Source organism: Mycobacterium sp. 360MFTsu5.1, from assembly GCF_000383495.1.
GTDB classification, from domain to species: domain Bacteria; phylum Actinomycetota; class Actinomycetes; order Mycobacteriales; family Mycobacteriaceae; genus Mycobacterium; species Mycobacterium mucogenicum_B.
Genome location: NZ_KB911467.1, coordinates 214,119 through 239,978, shown reverse-complemented (window position 1 = coordinate 239,978; position 25,860 = coordinate 214,119). Strand labels below are relative to the sequence as shown.

Annotated in this window: 23 protein-coding genes; 11 read left to right on the top strand and 12 right to left on the bottom strand. The window is 67.4% G+C overall.

The features are described from left to right. Window positions 1-8: 8 nt before the first annotated feature. On the bottom strand, window positions 9-683 hold the full coding sequence (locus tag H289_RS0116060; protein ID WP_081633431.1) for a potassium channel family protein: 675 nt from the start codon (window positions 681-683) through the stop codon (window positions 9-11). A 104-nt stretch (window positions 684-787) separates the two neighbouring features. Here H289_RS0116060 and H289_RS0116055 point away from each other — a divergent pair, with 104 nt between their 5' ends. From H289_RS0116055 to H289_RS30640, 6 genes are all read left to right on the top strand, one after another. Then, window positions 788-2,782 carry an APC family permease gene (locus H289_RS0116055; protein WP_029105315.1) on the top strand — a complete coding sequence of 665 codons (1,995 nt, stop codon included), beginning with the start codon at window positions 788-790 and terminating at the stop codon, window positions 2,780-2,782. Between the two features lie 13 nt (window positions 2,783-2,795). Further along, the gene (locus H289_RS0116050) at window positions 2,796-3,983 is read left to right on the top strand and encodes a class I SAM-dependent RNA methyltransferase (protein ID WP_029105314.1); all 1,188 of its coding nucleotides are present in this window, start codon (window positions 2,796-2,798) and stop codon (window positions 3,981-3,983) included. Window positions 3,984-4,047: 64 nt separating this feature from the next. Beyond that, a complete protein-coding gene (gene nhaA, locus H289_RS0116045) occupies window positions 4,048-5,325 on the top strand; it encodes a Na+/H+ antiporter NhaA (RefSeq protein ID WP_020101823.1) in 1,278 nt (425 codons plus the stop codon). Between the two features lie 36 nt (window positions 5,326-5,361). Beyond that, window positions 5,362-7,260, top strand: coding sequence for a 1-deoxy-D-xylulose-5-phosphate synthase (gene dxs, locus H289_RS0116040; protein ID WP_020101822.1), 1,899 nt, complete (start codon window positions 5,362-5,364; stop codon window positions 7,258-7,260). Between the two features lie 321 nt (window positions 7,261-7,581). Beyond that, window positions 7,582-7,890, top strand: a complete 309-nt coding sequence (locus tag H289_RS32465) for a type VII secretion target (protein WP_081633430.1) — start codon at window positions 7,582-7,584, stop codon at window positions 7,888-7,890. Window positions 7,891-7,899: 9 nt separating this feature from the next. Further along, window positions 7,900-9,540: a DUF4185 domain-containing protein gene (locus H289_RS30640; protein ID WP_020101821.1), complete on the top strand. Its 1,641-nt coding sequence runs from the start codon at window positions 7,900-7,902 to the stop codon at window positions 9,538-9,540. Between the two features lie 1,195 nt (window positions 9,541-10,735). Here the strand turns inward: H289_RS30640 and H289_RS0116030 are convergent. Together H289_RS0116030 and H289_RS0116025 are read right to left on the bottom strand one after the other, a co-directional pair. Then, window positions 10,736-11,119 carry a hypothetical protein gene (locus H289_RS0116030; protein WP_020101820.1) on the bottom strand — a complete coding sequence of 128 codons (384 nt, stop codon included), beginning with the start codon at window positions 11,117-11,119 and terminating at the stop codon, window positions 10,736-10,738. After that, window positions 11,116-11,967 (bottom strand): hypothetical protein, encoded by an 852-nt coding sequence (locus H289_RS0116025; RefSeq protein ID WP_020101819.1) that lies wholly within the window; start codon window positions 11,965-11,967, stop codon window positions 11,116-11,118. Before H289_RS0116025 ends, H289_RS0116030 begins: the two co-directional genes overlap by 4 nt. A gap of 107 nt (window positions 11,968-12,074) precedes the next feature. Here H289_RS0116025 and H289_RS0116020 point away from each other — a divergent pair, with 107 nt between their 5' ends. Together H289_RS0116020 and H289_RS0116015 are read left to right on the top strand one after the other, a co-directional pair. After that, a complete protein-coding gene (locus H289_RS0116020; protein ID WP_020101818.1) occupies window positions 12,075-13,004 on the top strand; it encodes an alpha/beta fold hydrolase in 930 nt (309 codons plus the stop codon). 52 nt (window positions 13,005-13,056) lie between these two features. After that, window positions 13,057-13,509 carry a lipoprotein LpqH gene (locus H289_RS0116015; protein ID WP_155944149.1) on the top strand — a complete coding sequence of 151 codons (453 nt, stop codon included), beginning with the start codon at window positions 13,057-13,059 and terminating at the stop codon, window positions 13,507-13,509. Window positions 13,510-13,649: 140 nt separating this feature from the next. Here the strand turns inward: H289_RS0116015 and H289_RS0116010 are convergent, their stop codons facing one another. Both H289_RS0116010 and H289_RS0116005 read right to left on the bottom strand, forming a co-directional pair. Further along, window positions 13,650-14,885, bottom strand: a complete 1,236-nt coding sequence (locus H289_RS0116010; RefSeq protein ID WP_020101816.1) for an HRDC domain-containing protein — start codon at window positions 14,883-14,885, stop codon at window positions 13,650-13,652. A 4-nt stretch (window positions 14,886-14,889) separates the two neighbouring features. Continuing rightward, the gene (locus H289_RS0116005) at window positions 14,890-15,426 is read right to left on the bottom strand and encodes a DUF3000 domain-containing protein (RefSeq protein ID WP_020101815.1); all 537 of its coding nucleotides are present in this window, start codon (window positions 15,424-15,426) and stop codon (window positions 14,890-14,892) included. Window positions 15,427-15,587: 161 nt separating this feature from the next. Between H289_RS0116005 and hemE the strand changes: the two genes are divergently transcribed. The 3 genes from hemE to hemQ are packed head-to-tail and all read left to right on the top strand — an operon-like array spanning window position 15,588 to window position 18,714. Beyond that, complete coding sequence (hemE, locus tag H289_RS0116000; protein ID WP_020101814.1) at window positions 15,588-16,637, top strand: uroporphyrinogen decarboxylase; 1,050 nt, start codon at window positions 15,588-15,590, stop codon at window positions 16,635-16,637. An 8-nt stretch (window positions 16,638-16,645) separates the two neighbouring features. Next, window positions 16,646-17,998 carry a protoporphyrinogen oxidase gene (locus H289_RS0115995; RefSeq protein ID WP_020101813.1) on the top strand — a complete coding sequence of 451 codons (1,353 nt, stop codon included), beginning with the start codon at window positions 16,646-16,648 and terminating at the stop codon, window positions 17,996-17,998. Window positions 17,999-18,012: 14 nt separating this feature from the next. After that, window positions 18,013-18,714: a hydrogen peroxide-dependent heme synthase gene (gene hemQ, locus H289_RS0115990; RefSeq protein ID WP_020101812.1), complete on the top strand. Its 702-nt coding sequence runs from the start codon at window positions 18,013-18,015 to the stop codon at window positions 18,712-18,714. Window positions 18,715-18,723: 9 nt separating this feature from the next. Here hemQ and H289_RS0115985 read toward each other — a convergent pair whose 3' ends face one another. From H289_RS0115985 to H289_RS0115955, 7 genes are read right to left on the bottom strand one after another with little or no spacing between them, the layout of a single operon-like run. Next, on the bottom strand, window positions 18,724-19,182 hold the full coding sequence (locus H289_RS0115985; RefSeq protein ID WP_020101811.1) for a DUF1003 domain-containing protein: 459 nt from the start codon (window positions 19,180-19,182) through the stop codon (window positions 18,724-18,726). Between the two features lie 36 nt (window positions 19,183-19,218). Beyond that, entirely contained in the window at window positions 19,219-20,598 is a 1,380-nt protein-coding gene (locus tag H289_RS0115980; protein ID WP_020101810.1) for a DUF2252 domain-containing protein, read from the bottom strand. Further along, window positions 20,598-21,677, bottom strand: a complete 1,080-nt coding sequence (locus H289_RS0115975; protein WP_020101809.1) for a VIT1/CCC1 transporter family protein — start codon at window positions 21,675-21,677, stop codon at window positions 20,598-20,600. Before H289_RS0115975 ends, H289_RS0115980 begins: the two co-directional genes overlap by 1 nt. Before the next feature lie 3 nt (window positions 21,678-21,680). Then, the gene (gene msrB, locus H289_RS0115970) at window positions 21,681-22,133 is read right to left on the bottom strand and encodes a peptide-methionine (R)-S-oxide reductase MsrB (RefSeq protein WP_051128507.1); all 453 of its coding nucleotides are present in this window, start codon (window positions 22,131-22,133) and stop codon (window positions 21,681-21,683) included. Further along, window positions 22,130-23,407 (bottom strand): arabinofuranan 3-O-arabinosyltransferase, encoded by a 1,278-nt coding sequence (gene aftC / locus H289_RS0115965; protein ID WP_020101807.1) that lies wholly within the window; start codon window positions 23,405-23,407, stop codon window positions 22,130-22,132. The genes msrB and aftC overlap by 4 nt, the downstream gene beginning before the upstream one ends. A gap of 35 nt (window positions 23,408-23,442) precedes the next feature. Continuing rightward, complete coding sequence (locus H289_RS0115960) at window positions 23,443-25,011, bottom strand: alpha/beta fold hydrolase (protein ID WP_196810042.1); 1,569 nt, start codon at window positions 25,009-25,011, stop codon at window positions 23,443-23,445. A 36-nt stretch (window positions 25,012-25,047) separates the two neighbouring features. Beyond that, window positions 25,048-25,848, bottom strand: coding sequence for a pyrimidine reductase family protein (locus H289_RS0115955; RefSeq protein WP_020101805.1), 801 nt, complete (start codon window positions 25,846-25,848; stop codon window positions 25,048-25,050). Window positions 25,849-25,860: the final 12 nt, after the last annotated feature.

Here is a 25,860-nt window from a genome sequence, read left to right as displayed (position 1 = left end):
GTGCGCTCCTAGTGGCTTTCGACGTCGTCGCCGGGCGGCAGCGATGCGATGGCGATGGCTTCGGCGACACGGCCCGACACCGCGGCCATGTACACCTGATCGCCGGCCTGGATGACGGTCTTGGCGTCCGGCAGCACGCCGCTGCCGAACCGGATGAGGAACGCGACGCGGCCGCCGGTCGCCCCTTCCAGTGCGGTGACGCGGTAGCCGACCCAGTCCTCGTGCAGGGACAGTTCGGTGACGCCGACGTTGCCCGACGGATCGCGCCACTTGGTGGTCTCGGTCTCGCGCGTCAGCAGATTCAGCAACCGGTCGGTGGTCCACGGCACCGTCGCGATGGTCGGGATGCCCAACCGCTCGTACACCGCGGCGCGCTTGGCGTCGTAGATACGCGCGACGACGCGCTGCACGCCGAATGTCTCTCGCGCGACTCGCGCCGAGATGATGTTGGAGTTGTCACCGGAGGACACGGCGGCGAACGCGCCGGCCTCTTCGATACCGGCCCGCTCCAGCACGTCGCGGTCAAAACCCATGCCCAGCACGCGTTCTCCGGGAAATTCGGGCGACAGGCGATGGAACGCCGTCTTGTCCCGGTCGATCACGGCGACCTCATGACCGATGCGGGCCAATCCGTCTGCCAGCGATGCGCCAACCCGGCCGCAGCCCATCACGACTACTCGCACCAGCCGATCCTTTCTGGGCCAGGAACCGGCCCCGAAGCGAATTTCATGCCTCAGCTCAGTCCGAACGCTACAACCCGAGCCTGGGGGGCTTACCCTTGGCTCTCGTGTCCAAGCTTTCGACCGCTACGCGACGGTTGGTGATCGGCCGACCCTTCCGCAGCGACAAGCTCGCCCACACGTTGCTGCCCAAACGTATCGCCTTACCGGTCTTCGCGTCGGATGCGCTGTCGTCGGTCGCCTACGCGCCGGAGGAAATCTTCCTGGTGCTGTCGGTCGCCGGTCTGTCGGCCTATTCGATGGCGCCGTGGATCGGTCTCGCGGTGGCCGGGGTCATGTTGATCGTGATCGCCAGTTATCGGCAGAACGTGCACGCCTATCCGTCCGGCGGCGGTGACTACGAGGTGGTCACCACGAACCTCGGGCATACCGCCGGGTTGACGGTGGCGAGCGCGCTACTGGTCGACTACGTACTGACGGTCGCGGTGTCGACGGCGTCGGCGATGTCCAACATCGGATCGGCCGTGCCGTTCATCGCCCAGAACAAGGTGCTGTTCTCGGTGCTGGCGATCCTGATCCTGGCGTCGCTGAACCTGCGCGGCATCCGGGAGTCCGGCACGGCGTTCGCGATTCCCACCTACGCCTTCATGATCGGCATGTACCTCATGCTGGCGTGGGGTTTCATCCAGATCTTCGTGCTGGGCCACCCGTTGCGGGCCGAGTCTGCCGGTTTCAGCATCAAATCCGAGCACGGCGACGTACTGGGCTTCGCCATGGTGTTCCTGGTCGCCCGCGCGTTCTCGTCCGGCTGTGCCGCCCTGACGGGTGTGGAGGCGATCAGCAATGGTGTGCCCGCCTTCCAGAAGCCCAAGTCGCGCAACGCCGCAACGACGCTGCTGCTGCTCGGCGCCATCGCGGTGTCGTTGTTCATGGGCATCATCGTGCTGGCGAAGCAGATCGGCCTGAAGATGGCCGACAGCGTCGACCAACTGGAGGGCGCGCCCGTCGGCTATCACCAGAAGACGGTGGTCACGCAGCTGGCGGAGGCGGTCTTCCAGGGCTTCCCGGTGGGCCTGTACCTGATCGCCGGCGTGACGGGTCTGATCCTGGTCCTGGCCGCCAACACCGCGTTCAACGGCTTCCCGGTGCTGGGCTCGATCCTGGCGCAGGACCGCTACCTGCCGCGGCAGCTGCACACCCGCGGTGACCGGCTGGCGTTCTCCAACGGCATCCTGTTCCTCGCGTTCGCCGCCATCGCCTTCGTGGTGGCGTTCAACGCCGAGGTCACGGCGCTGATCCAGCTGTACATCGTCGGCGTGTTCGTGTCGTTCACGCTGAGCCAGATCGGCATGGTGCGGCACTGGAACCGCTTGCTGCGCACCGAGACCGAAGCGGCCGAGCGACGCCGTATGCAGCGCGCGCGGATCGTCAACACCATCGGTTTCATCTGCACGGGCGCCGTGCTGCTGGTGGTCATCGTGACGAAGTTCCTGGCCGGCGCCTGGATCGCGATCCTGGCGATGAGCCTGCTGTTCGTCCTGATGAAGGCGATCCACAAGCACTACGACACCGTCGCCCAGGAGCTGCGCGCGCAGTCCGGCCCCGACGAGGACGTCGTGCTGCCCAGCCGCAACCACGCCGTCGTGCTGGTGTCCAATCTGCACCTGCCGACGCTGCGGGCCCTGGCCTACGCGCGGGCGACCCGCCCGGATGTCCTGGAGGCCATCACCGTCAGCGTCGACGACGCCGAGACACGCGAGCTGGTGCACAAGTGGGAAGACAGCGACGTGTCGGTGCCGCTGAAGGTCATCGCCTCGCCGTACCGCGAGATCACCAGGCCCATCCTCGATTACGTCAAGCGCATCACCGCCGAGTCGAAGCGCACCGTCGTGACGGTGTTCATCCCGGAGTACGTGGTGGGCCACTGGTGGGAGCACATCCTGCACAACCAGAGCGCGCTGCGCCTCAAGGGCCGGCTGCTGTTCATCCCGAACGTGATGGTGACTTCCGTTCCGTGGCAGCTGAATTCGTCCGAACGGGTGAAGGTGACCATGACTCCGGGTTCGGCGCCGGGCGACACGAGACGGGGCATCATCGAATGACCGGCATCATTGAATGACTGAGGTAACAGTGACCGTTGGCCCGCCGGCCAACGGTGGCAGCTGCGTGGCGCGGCACGACGGCCGCGTGATCTTTGTCCGGCACGCGCTGCCGGGTGAGGTGGTGCGCGCGGAGGTGACCTCCGAACGCGGCTCGTACTGGCACGCCGATGTTCTCGAGGTGCTCGAGGCGTCTCCCGACCGGGTGGATTCGTTGTGCGCGATCGCCGGGGCGCAGGGATCCGGTTGCTGCGACCTGGCTTTCGTCGATCCGGCCGCGGCGCGGCGACTCAAGGGCGAGGTCGTGGCCAATCAGCTGGCCCGGCTCGGCGGCCACGAGGCCGGTGACCTCGTCGCCGCGGAGGTCGGTACCGTCGGCGCTACCGGGTGGCGTACCCGGGTGCGGCTCGAGGTCGGGGCCGACGGCCGGGCCGGGTTCCACCGGTATCACAGCGACGAGTTGGTGACCGACCTGTCATGTGCTCAGGTGCCGGCCGGGTTGTTGGACGATCTGCCGCTGCAACCGCCCGGCGCGCACCTGCACGTCGTGCTCGACGACGCCGGGCACCGGCACGTCGTGCGGTCCGGCCCGCGTGCCGGCAAGAAGAGCAAGGCCGGCATGACCGAGGTGATCTCGGGCCAGTACGAAGCAGTGCAGCGCGTCGGCGATCGCGAATGGCTCGTTCCGGTGACGGCGTTCTGGCAGTCCCACCGCGACGCCGCCACCACCTACAGCGCGCTGGTCGCCGAGTGGGCCGAGCTGTCCGAAGGCCAGACGGCGTGGGACTTGTACGGCGGCGCAGGCGTTTTCGCCGCGGCGCTGGCCGGTTCGGTGGGGGAGTCGGGTCGCGTGGTGACGGTGGACACGTCGCGCGGATCGGCGCGCGCGGCCCGGTCCGCGCTGGGCGACCTGGGGTGCGTCGAGGTGGTGACCGATTCGGTGCGCCGGGCGCTGGGTACCCAGCGGATCGCGGCCGACGTCGCGGTACTGGACCCGCCCCGCACCGGCGCGGGGCACGAGGTCATCGACCAGCTGGCCGCGGCCGGGGTGCCGCGGGTGATCCACATCGGTTGTGAGGCAGCCTCTTTCGCCCGCGACATCGGGCTCTACCGCGGACACGGGTATGAGGTGGCGAACCTTCGTGTCTTCGACTCGTTCCCGCTGACGCACCACGTCGAGTGCGTGGCGCTGCTGACCCGGTAAGTTTGCGGACAGGTGTGCCGGGAAGCCTGGTCGGCGCCGTTCAACGCTGCCCAGGAGAGTTCCGATGACCAACCGCAACACGCGCCGGCGGCTGCTGACCCGGGGCAGTTGGCCCGAAGCCCAGAGGTTCACCGAGATTCTCCGCAAGGAGACCGTCGGCGGCATCCTGCTGTTGCTGGCGGCCGGCGCCGCCCTCGTGTGGGCGAATTCGCCTGCCGCGCACAGTTATCACGCGCTGTCTGAGTTCGCGATCGGGCCGCAGTCGTGGCATCTGCACCTGAGCCTGTCGGCCTGGGCGGCCGACGGGCTCCTGGCGATCTTCTTCTTCGTCGTCGGCGTCGAGCTCAAACGCGAGTTCGTCGCCGGCGACCTGCGCGACCCGGCGCGCGCCGCGCTGCCGATCGCCGCCGCAGTCGGCGGCATGCTGGCGCCCGCCGCCATCTTCGTGGGCATGAATCTCGCGCTCGGGCATCCCGAGAATCTCGACGGCTGGGCGGTGCCGATCGCGACGGACATCGCCTTCGCGCTCGCCGTTCTGGCCGTCATCTCCACGCATCTGCCCACCGCGCTGCGCACGTTCCTGCTGACGCTCGCGGTGGTCGACGACCTGCTGGCCATCATCGTCATCGCGTGCTTCTACACCGATCACCTCAATCCGACGGCGCTGGCGCTCGCCGTCATCCCCGGTGGGTTGTTCGTGGCGGCCGTGCAGCGCGGCATCCGGCACTGGTGGCTGCTGCTGCCGTTGGCGGTGGCGACCTGGGCCCTGGTGCATGCGAGCGGTATCCACGCCACCGTGGCCGGGGTCCTGCTCGGATTCGGCGTGCCGGTCCTGGGCAAGCACGCCTCGGCCGAGGCGTTCGAGCATGCGCTGCGGCCGCTGTCCGCGGGGGTGGCGGTGCCGGTGTTCGCGTTCTTCGCCGCGGGTGTCAGCGTGGGCGGCTGGCCCGGTCTGGTGGACGCGATCACCCATCCGGTGACCGGCGGCGTACTTCTCGGGCTGGTGTTCGGCAAAGCCATCGGTGTGTTCAGCACCACATTCCTGCTGGCGCGGTTCACCGTCGCCGAGCTCGACGAGGGCCTGGGCTGGCTCGACGTCGCCGGGGTGGCGATGCTGGCCGGCATCGGCTTCACGGTCTCGCTGCTGATCGGTGAGCTGGCGTTCGGTACCGGCACGGCCACCGGCGCCGATGCCAAGATCGGCGTGCTCACCGGTTCGGTGATCGCCGGGATGCTGGCCGCGGTGCTGCTGCTGTCTCGCAACGCGGCATACCGCCGCATCCACGAACGGGAAACCGCCGACGACGACGGCGACGGCGTGCCGGACATCTATCAGCCTTGACCGGCTGTACCCGGGGTGCGTGCGTAGACTGTCGGAATGCTTGAACAGGTCCGCGGCCCAGCTGATCTGGCGCACCTGTCGCAGCCTCAGCTGACGGAACTTGCCGCCGAGATCAGGGAATTCCTGGTGCACAAGGTGGCCGCCACCGGCGGGCATCTCGGCCCCAACCTGGGTGTCGTCGAGCTGACCCTGGCCCTGCACCGGGTCTTCGATTCGCCGCACGATCCGATCATCTTCGACACCGGTCACCAGGCCTATGTCCACAAGATGCTGACCGGCCGGTGCCCCGATTTCGACACCCTGCGCATGAAGGGTGGCCTCTCGGGCTACCCGTCGCGCGCCGAGAGTGAACACGACTGGGTCGAGTCGAGCCACGCCAGCACCGCGCTGTCCTACGCCGACGGCCTGGCCAAGGCCTTCGAACTCTCCGGCTACCGCAACCGCCACGTCGTCGCCGTCGTCGGTGACGGCGCACTCACCGGCGGCATGTGCTGGGAGGCACTGAACAACATCGCGGCCGCCAACCGGCCCATCGTCATCGTCGTCAATGACAACGGTCGCAGCTACGCGCCGACCATCGGTGGCCTGGCCGACCACTTCGCGGCCCTGCGCCTGCAGCCCGGCTACGAGAAGGCGCTGGAACGCGGCAAGCATGCGCTGCGTGGCGTGCCCGTCGTCGGCGAGTTCTGTTACCAGTGTGTGCACAGCATCAAGGCCGGCATCAAGGACGCGCTGGCACCGCAGGCGCTGTTCACCGATCTGGGTCTCAAGTACGTCGGGCCCATCGACGGGCACGATGAGCACGCCGTCGAGGCGGCGCTGCGGCACGCCCGCGGGTTCAATGCGCCGGTGATCGTGCACGTCGTCACCCGCAAGGGCATGGGTTATTCGCACGCGGAGAACGACGAAGCCGAGCAGATGCACTCGACCGGCATCATCGACCCGCACACCGGGCGGTCCACGGCCGAGTCGGTACTCGGCTGGACTTCGGTGTTCTCCGAGGAGCTGATCAAGCAGGCCACGAAGCGGCGCGACATCGTCGCGATCACCGCGGCCATGCCGGGGCCGACGGGTCTGTCGGCGTTCCGGCAGCGTTTCCCGGACCGGTTCTTCGACGTCGGTATCGCGGAGCAGCACGCGATGACGTCGGCCGCCGGTCTGGCCATGGGTGGTATGCACCCCGTCGTCGCCATCTACTCGACGTTCCTGAACCGGGCGTTCGACCAGATCATGATGGACGTGGCGCTGCACAAGCTGCCCGTCACCATGGTTCTCGACCGCGCCGGCGTCACCGGCAACGACGGCGCCAGCCACAACGGCGTGTGGGACATGTCGATGCTCGGCATCGTGCCCGGCATCAAGGTCGCCGCGCCGCGCGATGCCGCCCGGCTGCGTGAGGAACTCGGTGAGGCACTGGCCGTCGATGACGGGCCGACCGCCGTCCGCTTCCCGAAGGGTGCGGTCGGCGACGACATTCCGGCCGTCCGCCGCCAGCACGGCGTCGACATCCTGACCGAGCCTGCCGACGGTCTGCCCGACGACGTGCTGCTGGTCGCGGTGGGCGCGTTCGCCCGGATGGCGCTGTTGGTCGCCGACCGGTTGCGCAAGCAGGGCATCGGTGTGACGGTCGTCGACCCCCGCTGGGTGCTCCCGGTCCCGGCGGCCATCGCCGACCTGGCCCGCGCCCACAAACTCGTTGTGACACTTGAGGACAACGGGGTCGCCGGCGGCATCGGCTCCGCAGTGTCGGCATCGCTGCGGCGTGCCGAGATCGACGTGCCGTGCCGCGACGTCGGCGTGCCCCAGGAGTTCCAGGACCATGCCACCCGCAGTGAGGTCCTGGTGTCGCTCGGTCTGACCGACCAGGACATCGCCCGCCAGGTCACCGGCTGGGTCGCCGCCCTCGGCAGCTCGGTCGACATCGCCTCCCAGTAATCTCCCGCGAGCGGCCGTGTTTGTACGCCCAATCCCGGTGTGTCGCGTGCATTTTGGGGCCGCTCGCTCGAGCGGCGGGACATTTCTGCCCGCGCCCTTCGTGCTGTACAAGTTCGGCAGGCGCACACTCGAGTTCGAGTGAATCGAAACGAATTTCGCCAAGGATCGAGTGCATTGCCGCGAGCCCAGCTCCCGCCGTGTGCGCGCAGATTGACCGGTGCCGTCGTCGTTTGGCTACGACTGGGGCGGTGAAATTGCCGTCGGCGACCGTTGCCGGGCGGCCCTATCATTTTCTGTGGGGGCTAGTTTGAGGGGGTTTAAGTGGCCGTGCCGAGCGATCCGTTGAAGGTCGATCCAATCGAGCTGCGAATGACTGCTGACCGCTTGGATGGTCACAGCAGTGATTTCTCCACCGAACATCTCAAGGCGCATGCTGCGGCAAGCCAAGCGGCGCTGGGCTCGGGACTGTCGGCCGCTGCACTACCGGAAATGCTGGCTGCGTGGGAAGCGGACGGCGCACATTTTGGTAAACGCTTCACGTCACACGCCGAGGGACACCGCGGGGCTGCGGGTGCATATGAACGCACTGATAGCAGTGGCGCGGCGCGAATCACCGACACAGGGTTGTGATCTGAACTCGTGTTGCTGCAGGTGCTGCGGGAGTGGGTTTCTGAGATCGCAGGGCTGGCCAAAGCTACGCGTGACGCGTCGGTCAACCACGCGAACTCTGCGGAGCTCTACCAACAGTTGGTGAAAACCTCCACGTGGCAAGGTCAGGCTGCGCAGGAGGCGATGCTGTCGATGTTGATGAGCGCCGCGGCTCACAACGTCAGGTCAGAGGACTTGTCATCGGCGGCGGCCGCGATGGACCACGCAGAACAAGACGCCACCGCCCTCGCTACCACTGTGAAAGCGATTCTCGACGATGCGGCCGCAGCACCGGCGGTGGAAGTTGATCAAACAACCAACAAGGTGAGCGTTCCAGCGAACTACGACTATCTCGATGATGAGACCAAACTGAAAGTATCGAAGAAGATCGCCGATCTGGAGGCACGGATCGCCGATGCGCAGGCCGAAGGCGACCGAATCGACGCTGATCTGGCCAAAGCGATCGCGAAGGCGACAGGGTTGCCGGAACCGACGAAAACGCCGACGACACTGGCAGAGCTGCTGGGACTGACCGGTGAGGGGCCGCTCGCACCCGGTGAGGTCCGAAACAAGGGGCCGATCGCCGGGACCGACAGCCCCGACGCTATCCCCGGGATTCGCGCAGCGGATCTCGGCGAGGTCATCACACTGCCGGACGGCACAAAGGTGGCAATTTTCGGGGACTCCTATGCCAACCCCCAGGTCGGCGGACCTGGGAATGAGCACTATCCCTCAGTTGCGGTGCCTGTGACATTCGACAGAAACGGCAAGCCTCATTTCGGTGCGCCGCTGACCGGGACCAACCTCAACAGCGGGTTGCCAAATGAATCACCGGGACCGCATACCCTCTTCCCGATACCTGATGCGGCTCGCGCGGCGGGGGCCAACAACGCGCTGCCGGCGGGCAGCGTCAAGATCGGCAACGACACCTACATGATGGTTGTGGGCACCAACACGAGCGAGGGCCTGAGCCCGAAGGGCTCGTGGCTGGTAAAGGTCACGAACGATCCGGCTGCCGGCTGGAAGCCGATCGAGGGGAGTTATAGGTCTGTCGTCGACAACCCCACGTTGCCAACTCAATTCAGCGGCTACCAAGGCAGTGACGGCAAGGTGTACATCGCCGCGGATGCGTTCGACCGCAGCCAAGGCGTCTCCATGTATCGGGTTGATCCCGCGCACATCAGCGACCGCGGGGCGTGGGAACCGTACAACCCGGGCAACAACACCTGGGGCGCGGCGGGACAGCCAGCGACCTCGACAATCACACCTGACGGTCAGAACTGGGGAGAACTGAGCTTCCGGGAGGTTGAAGGTAAACCGGTTCTCGCAGGCACGAACCTCCATAGTGGCGACGGTGATACGAACATGCCTACAGTCGAGGTACACGTTGGCGACAGCCAAACTAACGTCGTTAGGCCGGGTGGAGCCCCGATTGTGGTGATGGACAATGCCTCGGGAGCACCGAACCACGTGCCAGCGCCGTACGGCGGCTACATTCTGCCCGGCTCGACACTGGATAATCTCGGTTTGTTTGGCAGCCAGTGGTTTCAGCCGGTAGATGCGGACAAGCATCCCATCGGTCCGGTGCATTACGACGTGCAGGATATTCATGTCAATGTCAAGCCCCGCTAGGGACAACCGCAGCTACCACCATCGAGAGGAACGATCAAGATGATTCGGTTCGCACTTACTCTGGTGCTTCTTGCGTCGATCGTCTTGACTTCCGCTTGCACCGCTTCTGCGGAACCGCATGAATCTGGTGGACCAGTGGCATTCCCCGATATGAGCGGCTACACACCCGCAAACCCTGATGACTATGCGCAAGCGCTCGACAACCCGGGCCGCCCCGAAAAACTCATCAAATACGCGTTCGATACTCCTGATGGGGTTCGATGCAGTTTTGGCAAACCTGCCTCAGCGTCCTGCGGAGGTAACAACCTTCCCGCAGTTTCTCCCGCAACATGCGATTCCGTGCAAGGTATCTACCGCTACAACGTAATGAGTACGAGTCGAGGTCTGCAGCAATGGCCTAGGGGTAGCTCGAATTGCTCGGAGGATTCGCCGCCGCACAAAGTTCTTCCTCCATTCCACACACTGACGGTCAACGGTGTGGTTTGCGGTGTGGATGACAAAGGCATGACGGCGTGCAAGGACCCACAAGGTCAAGGTTTCGTATTGTCTCCGTCCTGGTCGGGCTGGATACCAAAGGTGTGAATGATCACTCGCCTGATTGTCGTATCGCTGTTTTCCACCTTGATGGTGCTGCCGTCAGCTTGTGACGCTGCTGCGCGTCCGTCAATTCACAGCGAGCTATCCCGTTCGGTGGAACCGGGGAAGTTCCCCGATTTGAGCGGCTACGTCCCGGTTGGGCCAGACGAATACAAATGGGAGTCCGATAATCCCGGCCGTCCCAACAAAATAACCACATACGGTTTCAGTACTCCTGACGGTATCCGATGTACCTACGGAGAATCTCCTTCCGCGAGTTGCGTCGGCAATAACTTGCCTGGCATCGAGTCAGCGCGTTGCGATCCTCAAGAAGGTATCTATGAGGAAAACGCAATCGGTACGAATTCAGAGCCACGAAAAGTCACTGACACAGGATGTGTCACTAAGGCGTCGGCCAAGGTACTACCGCCATTCCACACACTGACGGTATTTGGGGTCACTTGCGGTGTGGATGACAAGAAAATGACCGCCTGCAAAGACCCTCGGGGTCGAGGGTTTGTCTTGTCGCCGTCGTGGTCTGGCTGGATACCAAAGCTCTGACGTACAACGACGAATGCAACGAAAAGCCCCAGTTGTCGCGACCGGACTTGCGGACGACTCACACGTGCAGCGCGATCGCTTTCCCTACCGGGATCATTGCCCAGGCGACAACGAGGCCAATGGGTATGCCGATCAATGGACTCCAGCGTCGACGTGCCGCCAAGGCAGCGGTCACCACGGCGGCGACGATGCCCGCCATCAGACACAGCCATGGAATGGCGATGAGGAAATTCTGACCGCGCGCTGACAGCGTGCACACCCAGTCGGTGCTGCCGTCGTGGCAGCCGTCGGTGGCCATCGCCAGCGGGAGCATCAGCAGGAATGCGAAGCCGCACCCAATGACTCCGAGTCCTCCCACGATTCCCGCGAACCAGGCCCAATGTGTCGGAAGCCATGGGCGAGTCGGCGTTTCGCCATCCGACGGTTCGGGGTCGTGGGTCATGCGAAACGGTCCCGGCCGTCGCGGTCGATCTTGCCCCGGATCTCCTGATACGCCTCCGCGAGCGCGGTGATCTTGTCCACCGACGACGACGGGGTCTGAGCCGGTGCCGCCTCGACGCCGTACAACCTCGCGGCCATGCGGCTGCGGATGTCGTCGCGCTTTTCCGCGAGCTGTGCCCGGGCGCGGTCGTCGCGCAGCGACTGGTCGATCTCCTCGGCCTTCTCGGCGCATCCCTGCAAGGCATACACCCGCGCCCACGACCGTGACCCCAGCTCCCGAACTTTCGCCCGAGCGTCCTCCAGCATCGCCAGATCGTCTGAATCGGGCTCGGCGATCCCGCCGAGCTCTGTGATCAAGCCCTTGAGCTCTTGTGTGGCTCGGCAGTTTTCACGGATTGCCGTCAGGTCGCCGGTGAAGTCGAGGTCGTTACCGAGCCAGCCGTCGACCGCGGCGTCCGAGCGCTCGATCCGCTCGATGGCGGCCTGTGCGCCGTCGAGCAGCTCGATACCGTCGTCTCCGAACTCCTCAACAAGCCGCGCCCGTACCAATTCCTGGGATGACGGTTCGCGCGCAGTCGTGGAGCCGGACCGACTGTCGATCACGATGTGCATGATCAACAACCCGATGGCGGCGATGCCCATGGCGGGCAGCAGCAGGATGCCCTCCGTCGCGATGCCGATCAGGACCACCACGGCGATCGACAGCAGCCAGGCCCGTGTCATGGTCGGCAGGGGGCGGCGCGCCTTGCGATCGGATGAGAAGACGGCCCCGAGCGCGGCGCCGCCGAGGATCATGATGACAGCGAGGATGACCGCGACGACGCCGAGCACTAGCAGGAGCCGAATCATCCCGATGTCCTTCTCTGTTCCGTGCTGTCAATGGTAATTCGGCGCGCCAACATGCCTGGCTGACGCGGTGCGGCGACGTCAGACTGTCCGCGGCCTACGCTCAACCCATGCACGACGAACTCGAAGCCTGGAAGTCCGCCGGCCAGTATTTCGACTACCTCGGATTCGACATCTTCTACCGCCAGGACGGCCTTGAGCTCGGCAGCGGACCGGTGCTGTTGCTCATCCACGGCTACCCGTTCAATTCTTGGGACTGGTCACTGATCTGGCCGACGCTCATCGAGAAGTTCACCGTGATCGCGCCGGACATGATCGGCATGGGTTTCTCCGCGAAGCCGTCGGCGTACCAGTACTCGGTGCACGACCACGCCGATATGCACGAGGCGCTGCTGGACCACCTCGGCGTGCAGACCGCCCATATCCTGGCCCACGACATCGGCGACTCGGTGTGCCAGGAACTGCTGGCCCGCAACCGGTTCGGCGATCAGTCGTACGGCAAGCTGAACATCGAGTCGATCACCTGGCTCAACGGCGGGCTGTTCGTCGAGTCGTACACCCCGCGGCTGCTGCAGAAGGCGTTGTCGCGAACTCCGTTGGGCGACATCATCAGCCCGCTGCAGGGCACGCCGTTGTCGCGGCGGCTGGCCGACCCGACCATCAACGAGATGTTCGGCGTCAACACCAAACCGTCGAAGGAACTGATGGACAAGTTCCACGAGATCCTCGACTACAACGACGGCAAGAAGGTCATGCACCAGGTCGGCCGCTTCATCAACGACCGCTACACCCACCGCAACCGCTGGGTACGCGCAATGCGTGAGACGACGATCCCCATGCGACTGATCGACGGCCCGTCCGATCCGAACTCCGGCGCCCACATGGCCGCGAGGTACCGCGAGGTCATCCCGAACCCGGACGTCGTGATGCTGGCCGACGACATCGCGCACTGGCCGCAGATCGAAGCGCCCGAGGCCGTGCTCGAGCACTTCCTGGAGTTCGTCACGCCGCTGCTTTGGCGGCCGTTCGGCGCCCGCTGACCCCTGCACGCTTTTGCGCGCGGAACGTGGCGGCAACTGGTTCACTTGCGACATGCGCGTCCACCGCCCGGATCTGGTGGCGGTGCTGGCTGTCCTGTTGATCGGTGCGTGCGAGTCCGGGACGCCGACCGTCACCTCGATCGTCTTCGACGGGGAACCGCACACCATCAACACCGGCACGGTCGTCTGTACCCGGCAGCCGACCGGGGGAGGCCTGGTCATCCTGGCGCAGGGCAAGTCGGGACAGCTGGTGCGGATTCAGCTCACGCAGGTGGGCCGCATCGTCGTCCAGAAGGTCGGACTGCGGGACGGCGACGCGACGGGATTCGTCGCCGACCCGCAGGAGATCACCGGTATCAAGGTCGACGACACCTACACCGTCAGCGGGCGCATGCCGCCGAATCAGGGTGAGTCGGGGTGGCATACGTTCAAAATCCAGACCGCCTGCCCCGGTTACCAGGACGCCCATCCGCATGACACCGTCCCGGCGATCGGGAGTCCGTGACCGCTCAGCCTGCGCCAACGCACACCGCTACTCGCACTGTTGAGCCCTGGCATCAGGGTCAACGTTGTGCCGAGCCGGATCGGTGTTGAGCCTGCGCCAGTGGCGCAACACACTCGAACTTTCGCGCCCTCGTTACAGGGTCAACCCAAAGCAGCGGCCAACACCGGGCCGCACAGCTCCCGCTGCCAGGGCCGGGCGCCCGCCGCGGCGAGGAATTCGTCGACCGCAGCGGCGACGTCGGGAACCGGCTGCCAGTCCCAGCACAGTCGCCGCACGGTCTCGGGCGTCAGCAGATTCTCTGTCGGTACCGAAACCCGTTCGGACAGTTCGGAAAGCCCAGCGCGGCACTTTTCCAGCCGTTCGAACGCCTCGGGCTTGCGGCGCGACCACCGTGCCGGTGGCGGCAGCCCGTTGTTCGGTTCGGACGCCGGGGGATCGGCCGCCCGGGCCCGGGTCAGCGCGTCGAGCCACACCTGCGCGCTGCGCTTCTGCCGCGAGCCGCCGAAAATCGGTAGCGCCGTGAGCTTTTCGATGGTGTCCGGATTGGCGACGGCCGCCGCGATGATCGCCGAGTCGGGCAGGATGCGGCCGGGCGCGATGTCCCGCCGCTGTGCGATCAGGTCGCGCGTCTGCCACAGCTCGCGCACCGCGGCCAGCGCCTGGCCGTTGCGGACCTTGTGGATACCCGAGGTCCGCCGCCAGCGGTCGCGCCGGGTCGGGGTGGGTTCGACGGTCCGCATGTACTCGAATTCCTGTGCGGCCCATTCGGTTTTGCCTTGCGACTCGAGTTCCGCGGCCACGGCGGCACGCAACTCCAGGAGCACCTCGACGTCCAGCGCCGCGTAGTTCAGCCAGTCCGCGGGCAGCGGTCGCTTGGACCAGTCGGCGGCGCCGTGGCCCTTCTTCAGCCCCAGCCCCAACAACCGCTGCACCATGGCGGCGAGGTTCACCCGGTCGTAGCCGGCGAGCCGTCCGCCCAGTTCGGTGTCGTACAGCGACGGCGGCCTCATGCCCAGTTCGGCCAGGCACGGCAGATCCTGGTCGGCCGCGTGCAGAATCCACTCGTCGGAATTCACGACCTCGGCCACCGGCGCCAGCGCCTTCAGCGGGTCGATGCCGTGGCTGACGGGGTCGATCAAGACCGAACCGGCACCCGCGCGGCGAATCTGGATCAGGTACGCGCGGTTGGAATAGCGGAAGCCCGACGCCCGCTCGGCATCGATCGCGAAGGCGCCGTGCCCGGACGCCAGGAGCTCGCCGGCGCGGGCGATGTCGCTCGCATAGACGGCGACGGCAGGCACGCCGTCGGCGGGTGCCAGCAGGGGGGTGACGTCGGGATCGTCGTCAGACGTCTCGACCGGATCAGCGTCAGTCATGCGGTCACGCGCGCGTGCGCGAACCCAGATCGGTCACGCCCGCAGGCGGCAGTCCGGCGGCGTGCTCGAGCACCTCACAGAACGCCTGCACATGCGGTCCCAGTTCGAGCGACGTCGCGGTCCACGACGCCCGCAGCTCCAGCTGGTGGGCACGCGGCGGGCCGGAGATGTCGCCGTACCGCACCGACGTCGTCGCGGTGACCGTGCCGCCCAGGGCGGTGACGCCGTCGGCGTGCGACTCGAGCGCATCGACCAGCCAGCTCCACGCCACCTCGGGCAGCAGTGGGTCGACGGCCTCGGTGGAGTCCAGATCAGCCTGGATGTAGGCGACGAGACGCATGGTGCCGTCCCAGGCTTCAGCACCTTCGGGATCGTGCAGCAGGATCAGACGTCCGAAGGCGTCGCCCTCCGAGCTTTCCGGGACCACGGAGGCGTCGGGATGACGCACCTCTGCGCCCAGCGCGTAGCTGAAGGGAGCCAGCCGCTGGGGCGGACGGATCGGGCCGAGTTCGATCTCCGGGCGCACGGTAGCGGCGTTCATTGCCGCAACAGCAGTGCGGAATTGGGCCGGCTCGGCGGAGGTCACATTCTGGGACGCTAGCCCGATCTGGCCGGTCGCGTAAGCAGGCGCGCCGATAGCCCGATATTTGGCCGCGCGACAGGGTATAAGCGGCCGATGCGGACATGGCAGCATTAGCGGTGATGAGCACCCGTCGTGAACTGCCGCAATCGCCCTATCTGGCTGCCGCCAACGGCCGCACCCCGGACCGGACCCCGGTGTGGATGATGCGGCAGGCCGGCCGGTCCCTGCCCGAGTACCGCGCCCTGCGCGCCACCCACACCATGCTCTCGGCGTGTTTCAACCCCGAGCTGGTCTGCGAGATCACCATGCAGCCGGTGCGCCGGCACGGCGTCGACGCCGCCATCTTGTTCTCGGACATCGTGGTGCCGCTCAAGGCCGCCGGGATCGATCTGGACATCGTGCCGGACGTCGGGCCCGTGATCGCCCACCCGATCCGGACCCCGGATGACGTCGAGGGCATCAAGCCGCTCGAACCGCATCAGGTGGCGCCGGTGGCAGAGGCCATCGGCCTGCTCACCAGGGAACTGGGCGACGTGCCGCTGATCGGTTTCGCCGGCGCGCCGTTCACGCTCGCTTCCTATCTCGTGGAGGGCGGCCCGAGCCGCAACCACGAGAAGACCAAGGCCATGATGCTCGGCGAGTCGGCGACGTGGCATGACCTGATGGAGAAGCTGACCGACCTCACCATCGCGTTCCTGAGCGCCCAGCTGGCCGCCGGCGTCGACGCGATCCAGCTGTTCGACTCCTGGGCCGGCACCCTGTCACTCGCCGACTACCGGGACTACGTGCTGCCGCACAGCTCCCGCATCTTCGCCGCCCTGAAAGACCACGGCGTCCCGATGACGCACTTCGGCGTCGGCACCGCCGAGTTGCTCGGTGCCATGGGCGAGGCCGGCGCGACGGTCGTCGGTGTCGACTGGCGCACCAACCTCGTCGACGCCGCGCACCGGGTCGGTCCGGGCAAGGCACTGCAGGGCAACCTCGATCCGGTCGTGCTGCTGGCCGGCTGGCGCGTGGTCGACGACGCCGTCCGCCAGGTTGTCGCGGACGGTCGCCGGGCCGTCGAGGCCGGTGCCGCCGGGCACATCTTCAACCTCGGCCACGGTGTATTGCCGTCGACCGATCCCGGTGTGGTCACCGAAGCGGTGGCGCTGGCCCACTCGCTGTGAGTCTGTAGATGAGCAAGACGTATTGCGTTGTCGGCGGTGGCATTTCGGGTCTGGTCGCGGCCTACCGGTTGCGCCAGGCCGACCCTGCGGCACGCATCACGATCTTCGATCCGGCCGACCGGCTGGGTGGTGTCCTGCGCACCGAACGGCTCGCCGGTCAGTCCCTGGACGTCGGCGCCGAGGCCTTCGTGGCCCGCCGGCCCGAGGTCACGTCGCTGCTGAAAGAGCTGGGCCTGCGGCAGATCGGCACCACCGGCGTCCGCCCGCTGATCTACAGCGGCGGCCGGTTGCACCCGATGCCCGAGGGCACCATGCAGGGCATCCCCGGGCCGGGCGCGAACCTGCGCGGCCTGGTCGACGACGCGACACTGGCGCAGATCGCGAGCGAGCCGAACCGACCCCTCAACTGGCAGCTGGATGCCGACCCGACCGTCGCACAGTTGGTCGGTGACCGGTTCGGCGCCCAGGTGGTGACCCGGTCGGTCGACCCGCTGCTGGCCGGCGTCTATGCCGGCTCGGCCAAGACCATCGGCATCCGCAGTGCGGTGCCCGCGCTGGCCGCTGCGCTCGATCGCGGCGCGCCGAGTCTGACGGCCGCGGTGGCCTCGGTGCTGGCCGCGGCGCCACCCACGAGCGCCTCGGTGTTCGGTGCGGTCGACGGCGGGTACGCCGTCCTCCTCGACGAACTGGTCCGGCGGACCGGCGCCCAGTGGGCGCAGGTCGGTATCGAGGCACTGGATTCGGTGGGCCGGGCCTGGCAACTGCGTGACGACGAGAGCAAGTACTGGTCGGCCGACGCCGTGGTGCTGGCGCTGCCGGCGCCGCGCGTGGCCAAGCTGCTCGAGAACATCGCGCCGGGCAGTGCGGCCATGGCGCGGTTGATCCCCATCGCGTCCGCGGCAGTCGTTGCCCTCGCGCTGCCCGGCGGCACACCGCTGCCGCAGCAGTCCGGCGTTCTGATGGCCGCGGGAGAAGCGCTGCACTCCAAGGCGATAACCCTCACATCGCGCAAGTGGGGACGCGGCGGCAACGTCGAACTGCTGCGGTTGTCGTACGGCCGGTTCGGTGACGATCTGGCCCGCAACGTCGGCGACGACCGGCTGCTGGCATGGTCGCTGGAGGACCTGCGGGCGCTGTTCGGGATCACCGCCGAGCCGGTGGACTACCTGGTGCAGCGCTGGATCGACGCCATGCCGCAGTACGGTCCGGGGCACCTCGAACTCGTCGATGAGCTGCGCGCCGGGCTGCCCACGGGACTGGCCGTCGCGGGTGGATATCTGGACGGCATCGGGGTGCCGGCGTGCGTGGCGTCGGGAACCCGGGCGGCCATGGAGGTGGTCGGTGGCGGCCTTCCGCGATAGGGCACGATAGACGCATGGCCAAGCTCGATTACGACGCCCTCAACGCGGTGACCCGGTACATGATGATCTCGGTATTCGCCGTGCAGCCGGACGAGCTGCCGGCGGACGAGAAGTCGCGGGCCGGCATCGCAGCCGAGACTGCCGCGTACCTCAAGAAGCGCGAAGACGCGGGCGTCGTCGTCCGCGGGCTGTATGACGTGGCGGGCTTCCGGGCCGACGCCGACTTCATGATGTGGACCCACGCCGAGCGCGTCGAGGACCTGCAGGCCACCTACACCGGCTTCCGTCGCACCGCGCTCGGCGCCGCCACCGAGCCGGTGTGGAGCGCCGTCGCGCTGCACCGTCCGGCCGAGTTCAACAAGAGCCACCTGCCGGCGTTCATCGCGGGCGAGGACCCGGGCGACTACATCTGCGTCTACCCGTTCGTGCGGTCGCTGGACTGGTACCTGCTGCCCGACGACGACCGTCGCCGCATGCTCGTCGAGCACGGCATGGGTGGCCGCGAGTACCCCGATGTCCGCGCCAACACTGTGCCGGCCTTCGCGCTGGGCGACTACGAATGGATTCTCGCCTTCGAGGGTCCGGACCTGGCCCGCATCGTCGAGCTGATGTGGAAGCTGCGCTACACAGACGCGCGCCGCCACGTCCGTGAGGAGACGCCGTTCTTCACCGGCCCGCGGGTCGGCATCGAGCAGCTGGTCGCCAACCTGCCGTAGCCCCGGCGTCTAGCTGGGGCCGCCGGCCTTGCCGTCGTCGGCCGCCATGATTCGGCGGTGCAATTCCGTTGTAAGGACGTGGATTTCACGGGTCAGCTGCGTGTTGGTCTTGAGTTCGACTTCCTGAGTCTGGAAGTCGTGATCGGCCTTGGCCTGCTGGAACTCGGACTGCCGGTTCTGACCGATCATCACGAAGGTCGACAGGAAGATGGCCTCCAGCGACACCACCAGCGTCAGCGTGGGCCACGGGGTGCGTTCGAAGAACAGCATCCATGCCGCGAAGAGCACGGCGTGGATGTAGACGAAGCTCATCGATCCTGCGAAGGCGGTGATGGCATCCGCCACGCGTAGTTGCAGATTCTGGTTGCGCTTGACGGCCTCCTGGATGACCGCCGGGTGATGGAGGACGTTGTTCTCCAGGAGCCGACGGGCATGCAGGTGGCCGTGCTCGTTCTGTTGGCCGGTCATGGAATCAGGATTGCACCACAAGTTTCTGACAACGAGTCAGAGATCGGACTCTGCGGTGATCCGTCCGGCGTCGACGGCTTCGCGCAACGCCGCGTAGTCGCGCTCGTTCTGGTCGGCGTACGCCTCGGCGAAGCGGGTCAGTGCCGTATCGGCGGCGTCGCTGCTGCCGAGGTAGGCGGCGATCGCGATGCGATCGCCGGTGCGGGAGTGGGCCCGGGCCAGTGCGTGGGCGCAGGCTTGACCGTAGTCGGCCAGCAGCTTCGGGTTCGACGTCTGCACCGACACCGCACCCTTCCAGTCGTGGAGTTGACGGACGTAGTAGTCGGCCTCGTAGCCGTCCGGCCCGACGGCGTGCAGCCACCCGAGCAGGATGTCGCTGCTGGCCTGCATCAGTCGCTGTCCGACCGAAACCCGTTGAGCGGCATTCGGATACGGGCTGGCGCCGAGGAAGCGTTCCAAGACGGAGGGCTGGGCCTCCTTCATCTGCAGCAACAGCGGATCGTCGCTGTCGCGCCCGGTCAGCAGCACGATCCAGGCCCGCAGACCGACACTGCCGACGCCGACCACCTTGCGCGCCATGGTCACGTAGTCGAAGCGCTCGATGAGGGCGCGCCGGCTGTCTTCCAGGCTGTCGCGGTAGCGCTCCATGAACGGCGTCATCTGCTGTTCGTATTGCCGGGCCCGGTCAGCGCCGACCAGTTCCTCGATGGGGACCACCAACGGCGGCCGGCTGATGAGCCGGCTCTGTCCGTCGACCGTTTCGGTCAGTTTCGCGACGGCCTGGAGACTGTCATGTGCGCGGGCCTTGGCCGCGGTCTGCTGGATCTCGCGGGCGAATTTGGTGTCGACGCTGTTCTGCAGCTCGGCGTCCACGGTCGTCTGTGTGTACCAGGCCTCGAGCTCGCCCATACCGGCCAGCTCCTGCATGCGGGTGCGGTAGCCGCTGACGCAGCTGCGGACCACCTCCGCGCGATCGTCGGCGCGAAAGCCGTTGTCCCGACCGGCGATTGCCAGGCTCGCCACCAACCGCTTCACGTCCCATTCCCACGGGCCGGGCAGGGTTTCGTCGAAGTCGTTGACATCGAACACGAGATTGCGTTCGGGTGAGCCGAACAGGCCGAAGTTGCACAGGTGGGCGTCACCGCACAGTTGCGCGGTCAGCCCGGTGTGCGGGCCGGCCGCCAGATCGGCCGCCATGATCAGGGCCGCACCGCGATAGAAGGCCAGTGCCGAGGTCAGCATCCGGCCGTATCTGATCGGGACGAGTTCGGCGATCCGGGAGGTGGCCTGCGACTGCAGCAGCGCCATCGGGTCGGGGCGGTCGGCGGTGATGTGGACGTCGGCCAGCGCCGCTCTCGGCAGCCGGGCGCGGGCGGCGCGGCCGGCGTCGCGGCGTTCCTGCACGGACTGCTTCATCAGCCGACCGCGGTCCCGAACAGCAGGCCCAGCACATAGGTCACCGCGGCCGCGCCGTAGCCGATCATCAACTGGCGCAACGCCCGTCGCAGCGGTGGCCCGCCGGAGAGCAGGCCGACGACCATGCCCGTGGACAGCAGTGCCAACCCGACGAGGACGGCCGAGACGACGACGGCGGTGATGCCGGTGAGCCCGAACAGATAGGGCAGCACGGGGATCAGCGCGCCGGACGCGAAGAACAGGAAGCTGGACACCGCGGCACGCAAACCGGTGCCGACGGCTTCGTGGTGCTCGGTCGACACCTCGCCCAGCGGCGAGTCTGCCAGCGCGCCTGCCCGTAGGCTCGCGAACACGTCGGCGGCGCGGACGGCCGCGTCCTCGGGGCTCATCCCGCGGGCCCGGTACACCAGCTCCAGTTCGTTGGCGTCGACGTCGAGGGCCCGCACGGCGGTGCCCGCCGTGGCGCTGGGCGTCGACGCCTCGAGCAGTTCGAGTTGGGAGTTGACCGAGACGTACTCGCCCGCCCCCATCGACAGGGCCCCGGCGATCAGCCCCGCGAGTCCGGTGGCCAGGATCGTCGCGCTCGACACCCCGGTGGCACCGATGCCCAGGACCAGTGCCAGATTGCTGACGAGCCCGTCGTTGGCGCCGAACACCGCGGCACGGAAGCTGCCCGACAGCTGGTCGCGGCCTCTACTGGCAAGGGCGCGAACAACTTCCATGTGGATGCGCTCGTCGGCGGCCATGGTCGGCGTGGCGTCGACGTCGGTCTCGTACTCCGAGCGTGCTTCGGCCCGTTGCGCCAGCGCGAGGGTGAACACCGAGCCGAGGTGGCGGGCGAGAAACCCGAGGGCCCGGGTCCGCAGGTCGGGTCGATGCGGCTTGCCGACCTGATCGCCGAGCAGCGTCAGCCAGTGCTTCTCGTGCCGGCCTTCGGCAACGGCGAGTTCGAGCAGGATGTCGCGTTCGGCGCCCTGGCGGCGCTGCGCCAGATCGCGGTAGACGGCGGCTTCGGCACGTTCATTGGCCAGGTGCTGCCGCCACCGCCGCAATTGTGCGTCGGTGGGCTGCGCGACCACGTCTCAGCTCTCGGCCGGAACCAGGCGAAGCGAGATCGAGTTGATGCAGTAGCGCTGGTCGGTCGGCGTGGGGTAGCCCTCGCCCTCGAAGACGTGTCCGAGGTGGCTGTGGCAGTTGGCGCACAGCACCTCGACGCGTCGCATGCCGAGGCTGTTGTCGGACCGCAGGATCACCGCGTCCGAGTCGGCCGGGTCGAAGAACGACGGCCAGCCGCAATGGGAGTCGAATTTCTCGGTGCTGCGGAACAGCTCGGCGCCGCAGGCCCGGCACTGGTAGACGCCCTCGGTCTTGGTGTCGGTGTATTCGCCGACGAACGGGCGTTCCGTGCCGGCTTCACGCAGTACGTGGAACTCGGCGGGACTCAGCTTCTCTCGCCACTGGGAGTCGGTGAGTTCCACTTTGGGAGGCGGCGGTGTCAATGTGCGATCCGCCTTCGGCTCCTCGCTGCGAGTCATGCGCTCACGCTACCCGTGGGAGCGGGCTGGGGCTTGGACAACCACAACGGGTCGATGCCCTGGTCCAGCCGTCCGTCCTTCTTGGCGTCGAGGTAGCGGAAGTACAGGACGCAGAACACCACGACGAGCATCAGCGACCAGCCGTAGGTGATCTTGATGTACTCGAGGAAGCGGCCGGTCGTCGGCCAGCGCCACATCAGCCAGCGGTCCATGGTGAGGAAGCCGTACACCGCGAGCCAGGCCGGCCAGCTGCGGATCGTCGACCGCGGCAGCACCACCGTCATCAGGAACGGGAACAGCATCATCGAGTAGTAGCCCTGCGCCAGGGACAGCACCAGCCACGACGTGATCAGCAGGACACCCGAGGACGTGAGCATCCAGAACAGCTGGTCGCGCTCGCGGTAGTAGCGGTACAGCAGCCACAGGCTGGCCGCGGCCAGCACCACGAAGGCGACGCGCAGCAGCATGATCAGCCACATCGGCAGGCCGTAGTAGATCCCGTTGCCGAGCACCGAGCTGTTGAAGTAGTCGCGCGTCTGGAAGATGTACGGCACGGTGTTGCGGACGAAGCCCATGGGGTCGGCCGACAGCGGCCAGGCCACGGCGTTGAAGACGAGAGGTACCGCGAACGCGGCGACCAGGGCGCGCCACTGGCGGTTGAGCAGCGGCAGCAGGAGCAGGACGCCGAGCAGCGGCTTGAGCACGAGGGTCAGGCCAATGGCGGCGCCGGCCAGCCACTCGTGGTTCTTCTTGCCGTCCAGCAGCCAGGTGAAGAACAGCACCTCGGCCAGCAGGATGCAGCCGTTCACGTTGGTGAAAACCAAAGTGTTGGTGACCGATTCGGTGCAGTACATGGCGAGCAGGAGTGCGGGCAACGCCACCGACGTCAGCGAGAACTTGAACAGCCGTACCAGAAGGCAGGCGGCGATGATGATCGCCACCGAGTTGATCGCGACGAACCAGAACCGCGACGCGAACTCCGGCAGGAACCCGAACGGCGACAGCAGCAGGGTGCCACCGGGCGGGTACAGGTAGTGCGGGTCGACGTAGTTGAAGTGCTCGTTGTAGATGGCCCAGTGCCGCCGGAAGTTCGACACCGCGCGGTACACCGGACCGAAGTCGTCGGTGATGTAACCGTTGGTGGTCAGCACATAGCTGCGGTGGATGATCGACACGATCGCGATGGGCCACAGTGCATTGCGAACGATATCCGCGGTGCTCTGCGGGCCGGTGCGGGGACCGAAGACGCTCAGGAGCGATAGAGGGCGCGTCACCACCGAACCCTATAACGGGGCGATGGACGCCTCGTCTAGGCCGGGCAGAACGTGTCGGTGTCCGGCAGCTTGCCGGAGGTCAGGTAGCCCTGCACCGGGGGCAGGGCGCACGGCGTGTAGACGAGGGTGCCGTGGCCGGTGCCCTGCCACATCACGCGACGGCTGTTGTTGCCCGCGTTGATCGCCATGGCCGCCACGGCGGCGACGCCGTCGCCGCCCACGATCGCGTCGTTGTGGGTGCCCAGCAACAGGATCGGCACCTTCAGTTCCTTGGGGGCCGCGGGTGCGGGACTGCTGGGCCAGCTCAGGCACGGCGCCAGGCTCAGCGCCCCGACGGCGCCGAACTGCGGGTACTTCTTGGGCCAGGCCACCAGCAGTTCGCGGACGCGGTCCGGTGTGGGGCGGTTGACGGAGTCGTCGCACCGGTTGACGAACTGTCCGTCGGTCTGGCGCGTCGCCTCGGCGGTCGCGCTCAGCGCGTTGAGCGCGGTCGGGTCGCCGCCGCGGGCCGCGGCCAGTGCGCCGGCGAGGGACAGGGTGTTGGCCAGCCCGTCGCCGCGCGGGTAGCCCAGCGCCGTGGTGATCGACTCGACGAGACCGGCCGTCGAGGCGCCGCCGGCGCCTCGTCCGGCGCGGGCCTCGGCCAGCATGCCGTCGATGGCGCCCTTGGGGTCCGGGCCCAGCGGGCAGTTGTTGGCGACGCACTGCGCGGCGAATGCGTCGAGCGCCGCCTGCTGGCCCTTGACGCGCTGCTCGGCCGTGGCTTCCGCCGAGATGCCCAGGGGCAAGGGGGAGTCCAGCACCAGCCGGGCGACCTTTGTGGGGTGTGACGCCGCGTAGGCGAGCGCGATCTGGGCGCCGTTGCCGATGCCGAGAACGGCCAGCGCGGGCACGTCCCACGTGCTGCGCAGGCGTTCCAGGTCCTCGGCCGAGTGCGCGTTGTCGTAGGCCGACTCGCCCGGCGCGATGCTGTCGGTGCAGTCGGTGGTGGCCGAGGTGGCGACCTTCGCCAGGTTGGCCACCTGGTCGTCGCCGGACAGGAACTGGGCCTGGTCCAGCAGGTCCTGGCGGTCATTGCTCGAGACGCAGCTCAGCGGCCCGGACATGCCCATGCCGCGGCGGTCGACGGCGACGACCGGGCGCGTCTTCAACAGGTCGACGCCGCCGCGCTGCAGCCACACCGGCAGTTGGTGCGATGTCGGGATGTCCGATCCGGTGGTCATGACGATCGGTCCGGCGTCGGCCGGGGTCGTGGCCAGGCGGGCCCGCACCACACCGATGCTGACGGTCCCGGAGGAGCCGCCCAGGGAGTCGAGATCGGCGTCGTAGTCGGAGCACTCGAGGATGACCCCCGGCACGGCGGGCACCGTGGCGTCGCCGAACACCCGCGACGTGCATTCACGCCACGTCAGATCCTTCTTCGGCACGGCGATCGGCGGCGGGCCTTCGGGTGCCTTGGACGTGGTCGCCGCGCCCTGCGGGCGGGCACCGGAGTCGGTGACGTACCGGGGGTTGGCGGCCAGCAGCGGAGCGCAGCCCGCCACGACCGTCGACAGCACCACGGTCGACAGGCTCAGGGCCGGGAGCAGCAGGCGGCGACGCATGGCCACCACAGTAGCGATGCCCGTGGTCCGGATCCGTCAGCGGACGTAGCGCGTGTACAGGTAGCCCGCGGTGTCGGTGAGCACGTGGCTGCGGCGCAGCCGGGTGTGTGCCTCGCCGGGGCCCGAGGCGATCCGCCGGGCCTGCCCGCCGACGAGGATCGGTGCGATGGTCACGCACATCTCGTCGATCAGGTCGTCCTCGATCAGCATGTTCAGCAGTGACGGGCCGCCTTCGGTCAGCACCCGCATCAGCCCGCGTTCGGCGAAGACGCGCAGGACGACGTGCGGGTCGACGCGGTCGGGTGCGGTGCCGGAGGCGTCGATGACCTCGGCGAGCCCGGTGAACCGCTGGCAGGTGTCGTCGATGCTGTCGCGGCTGGTGAGGATCAGCGGCGGCACCTCGGTGCGGGTGAACAGTTTGGCGTCGTGCGGGATGTCGGCGCTGTGCGTGATCACCGCGATCGGCGGCACTTCGGCCTGGCCGCGCAGCTGGCGGGCCTGCCGCTGAGCGGCGGACATCTGGGCCCCGGAGTAGTTCTCGATGCGGACCGTGGCCGCACCGACCAGGATGACGTCGGCGTGCTGGCGCATGAGACCGAACAACGCCCGGTCCCCGGGACCGGCGAGGCCACCGGAACTGCCGTCGTCGGTGGCTCCGCCGTCCAGGCTGGTGATCATGTTGGCGCGCACCCACGGCCGGTCCAGCTGGTCGGGGTAGGAGTAGAGGGGAGTCAGCAGGGATTCATCGTTGGTGGCGGAGTCGGTCCGGAAGACAGCACCGACCGCGCTGAGCTCTGTGAGCTGCGTCGCAGCGTCGGGATCGGACACGTGAATCATTCCAGCACGCCG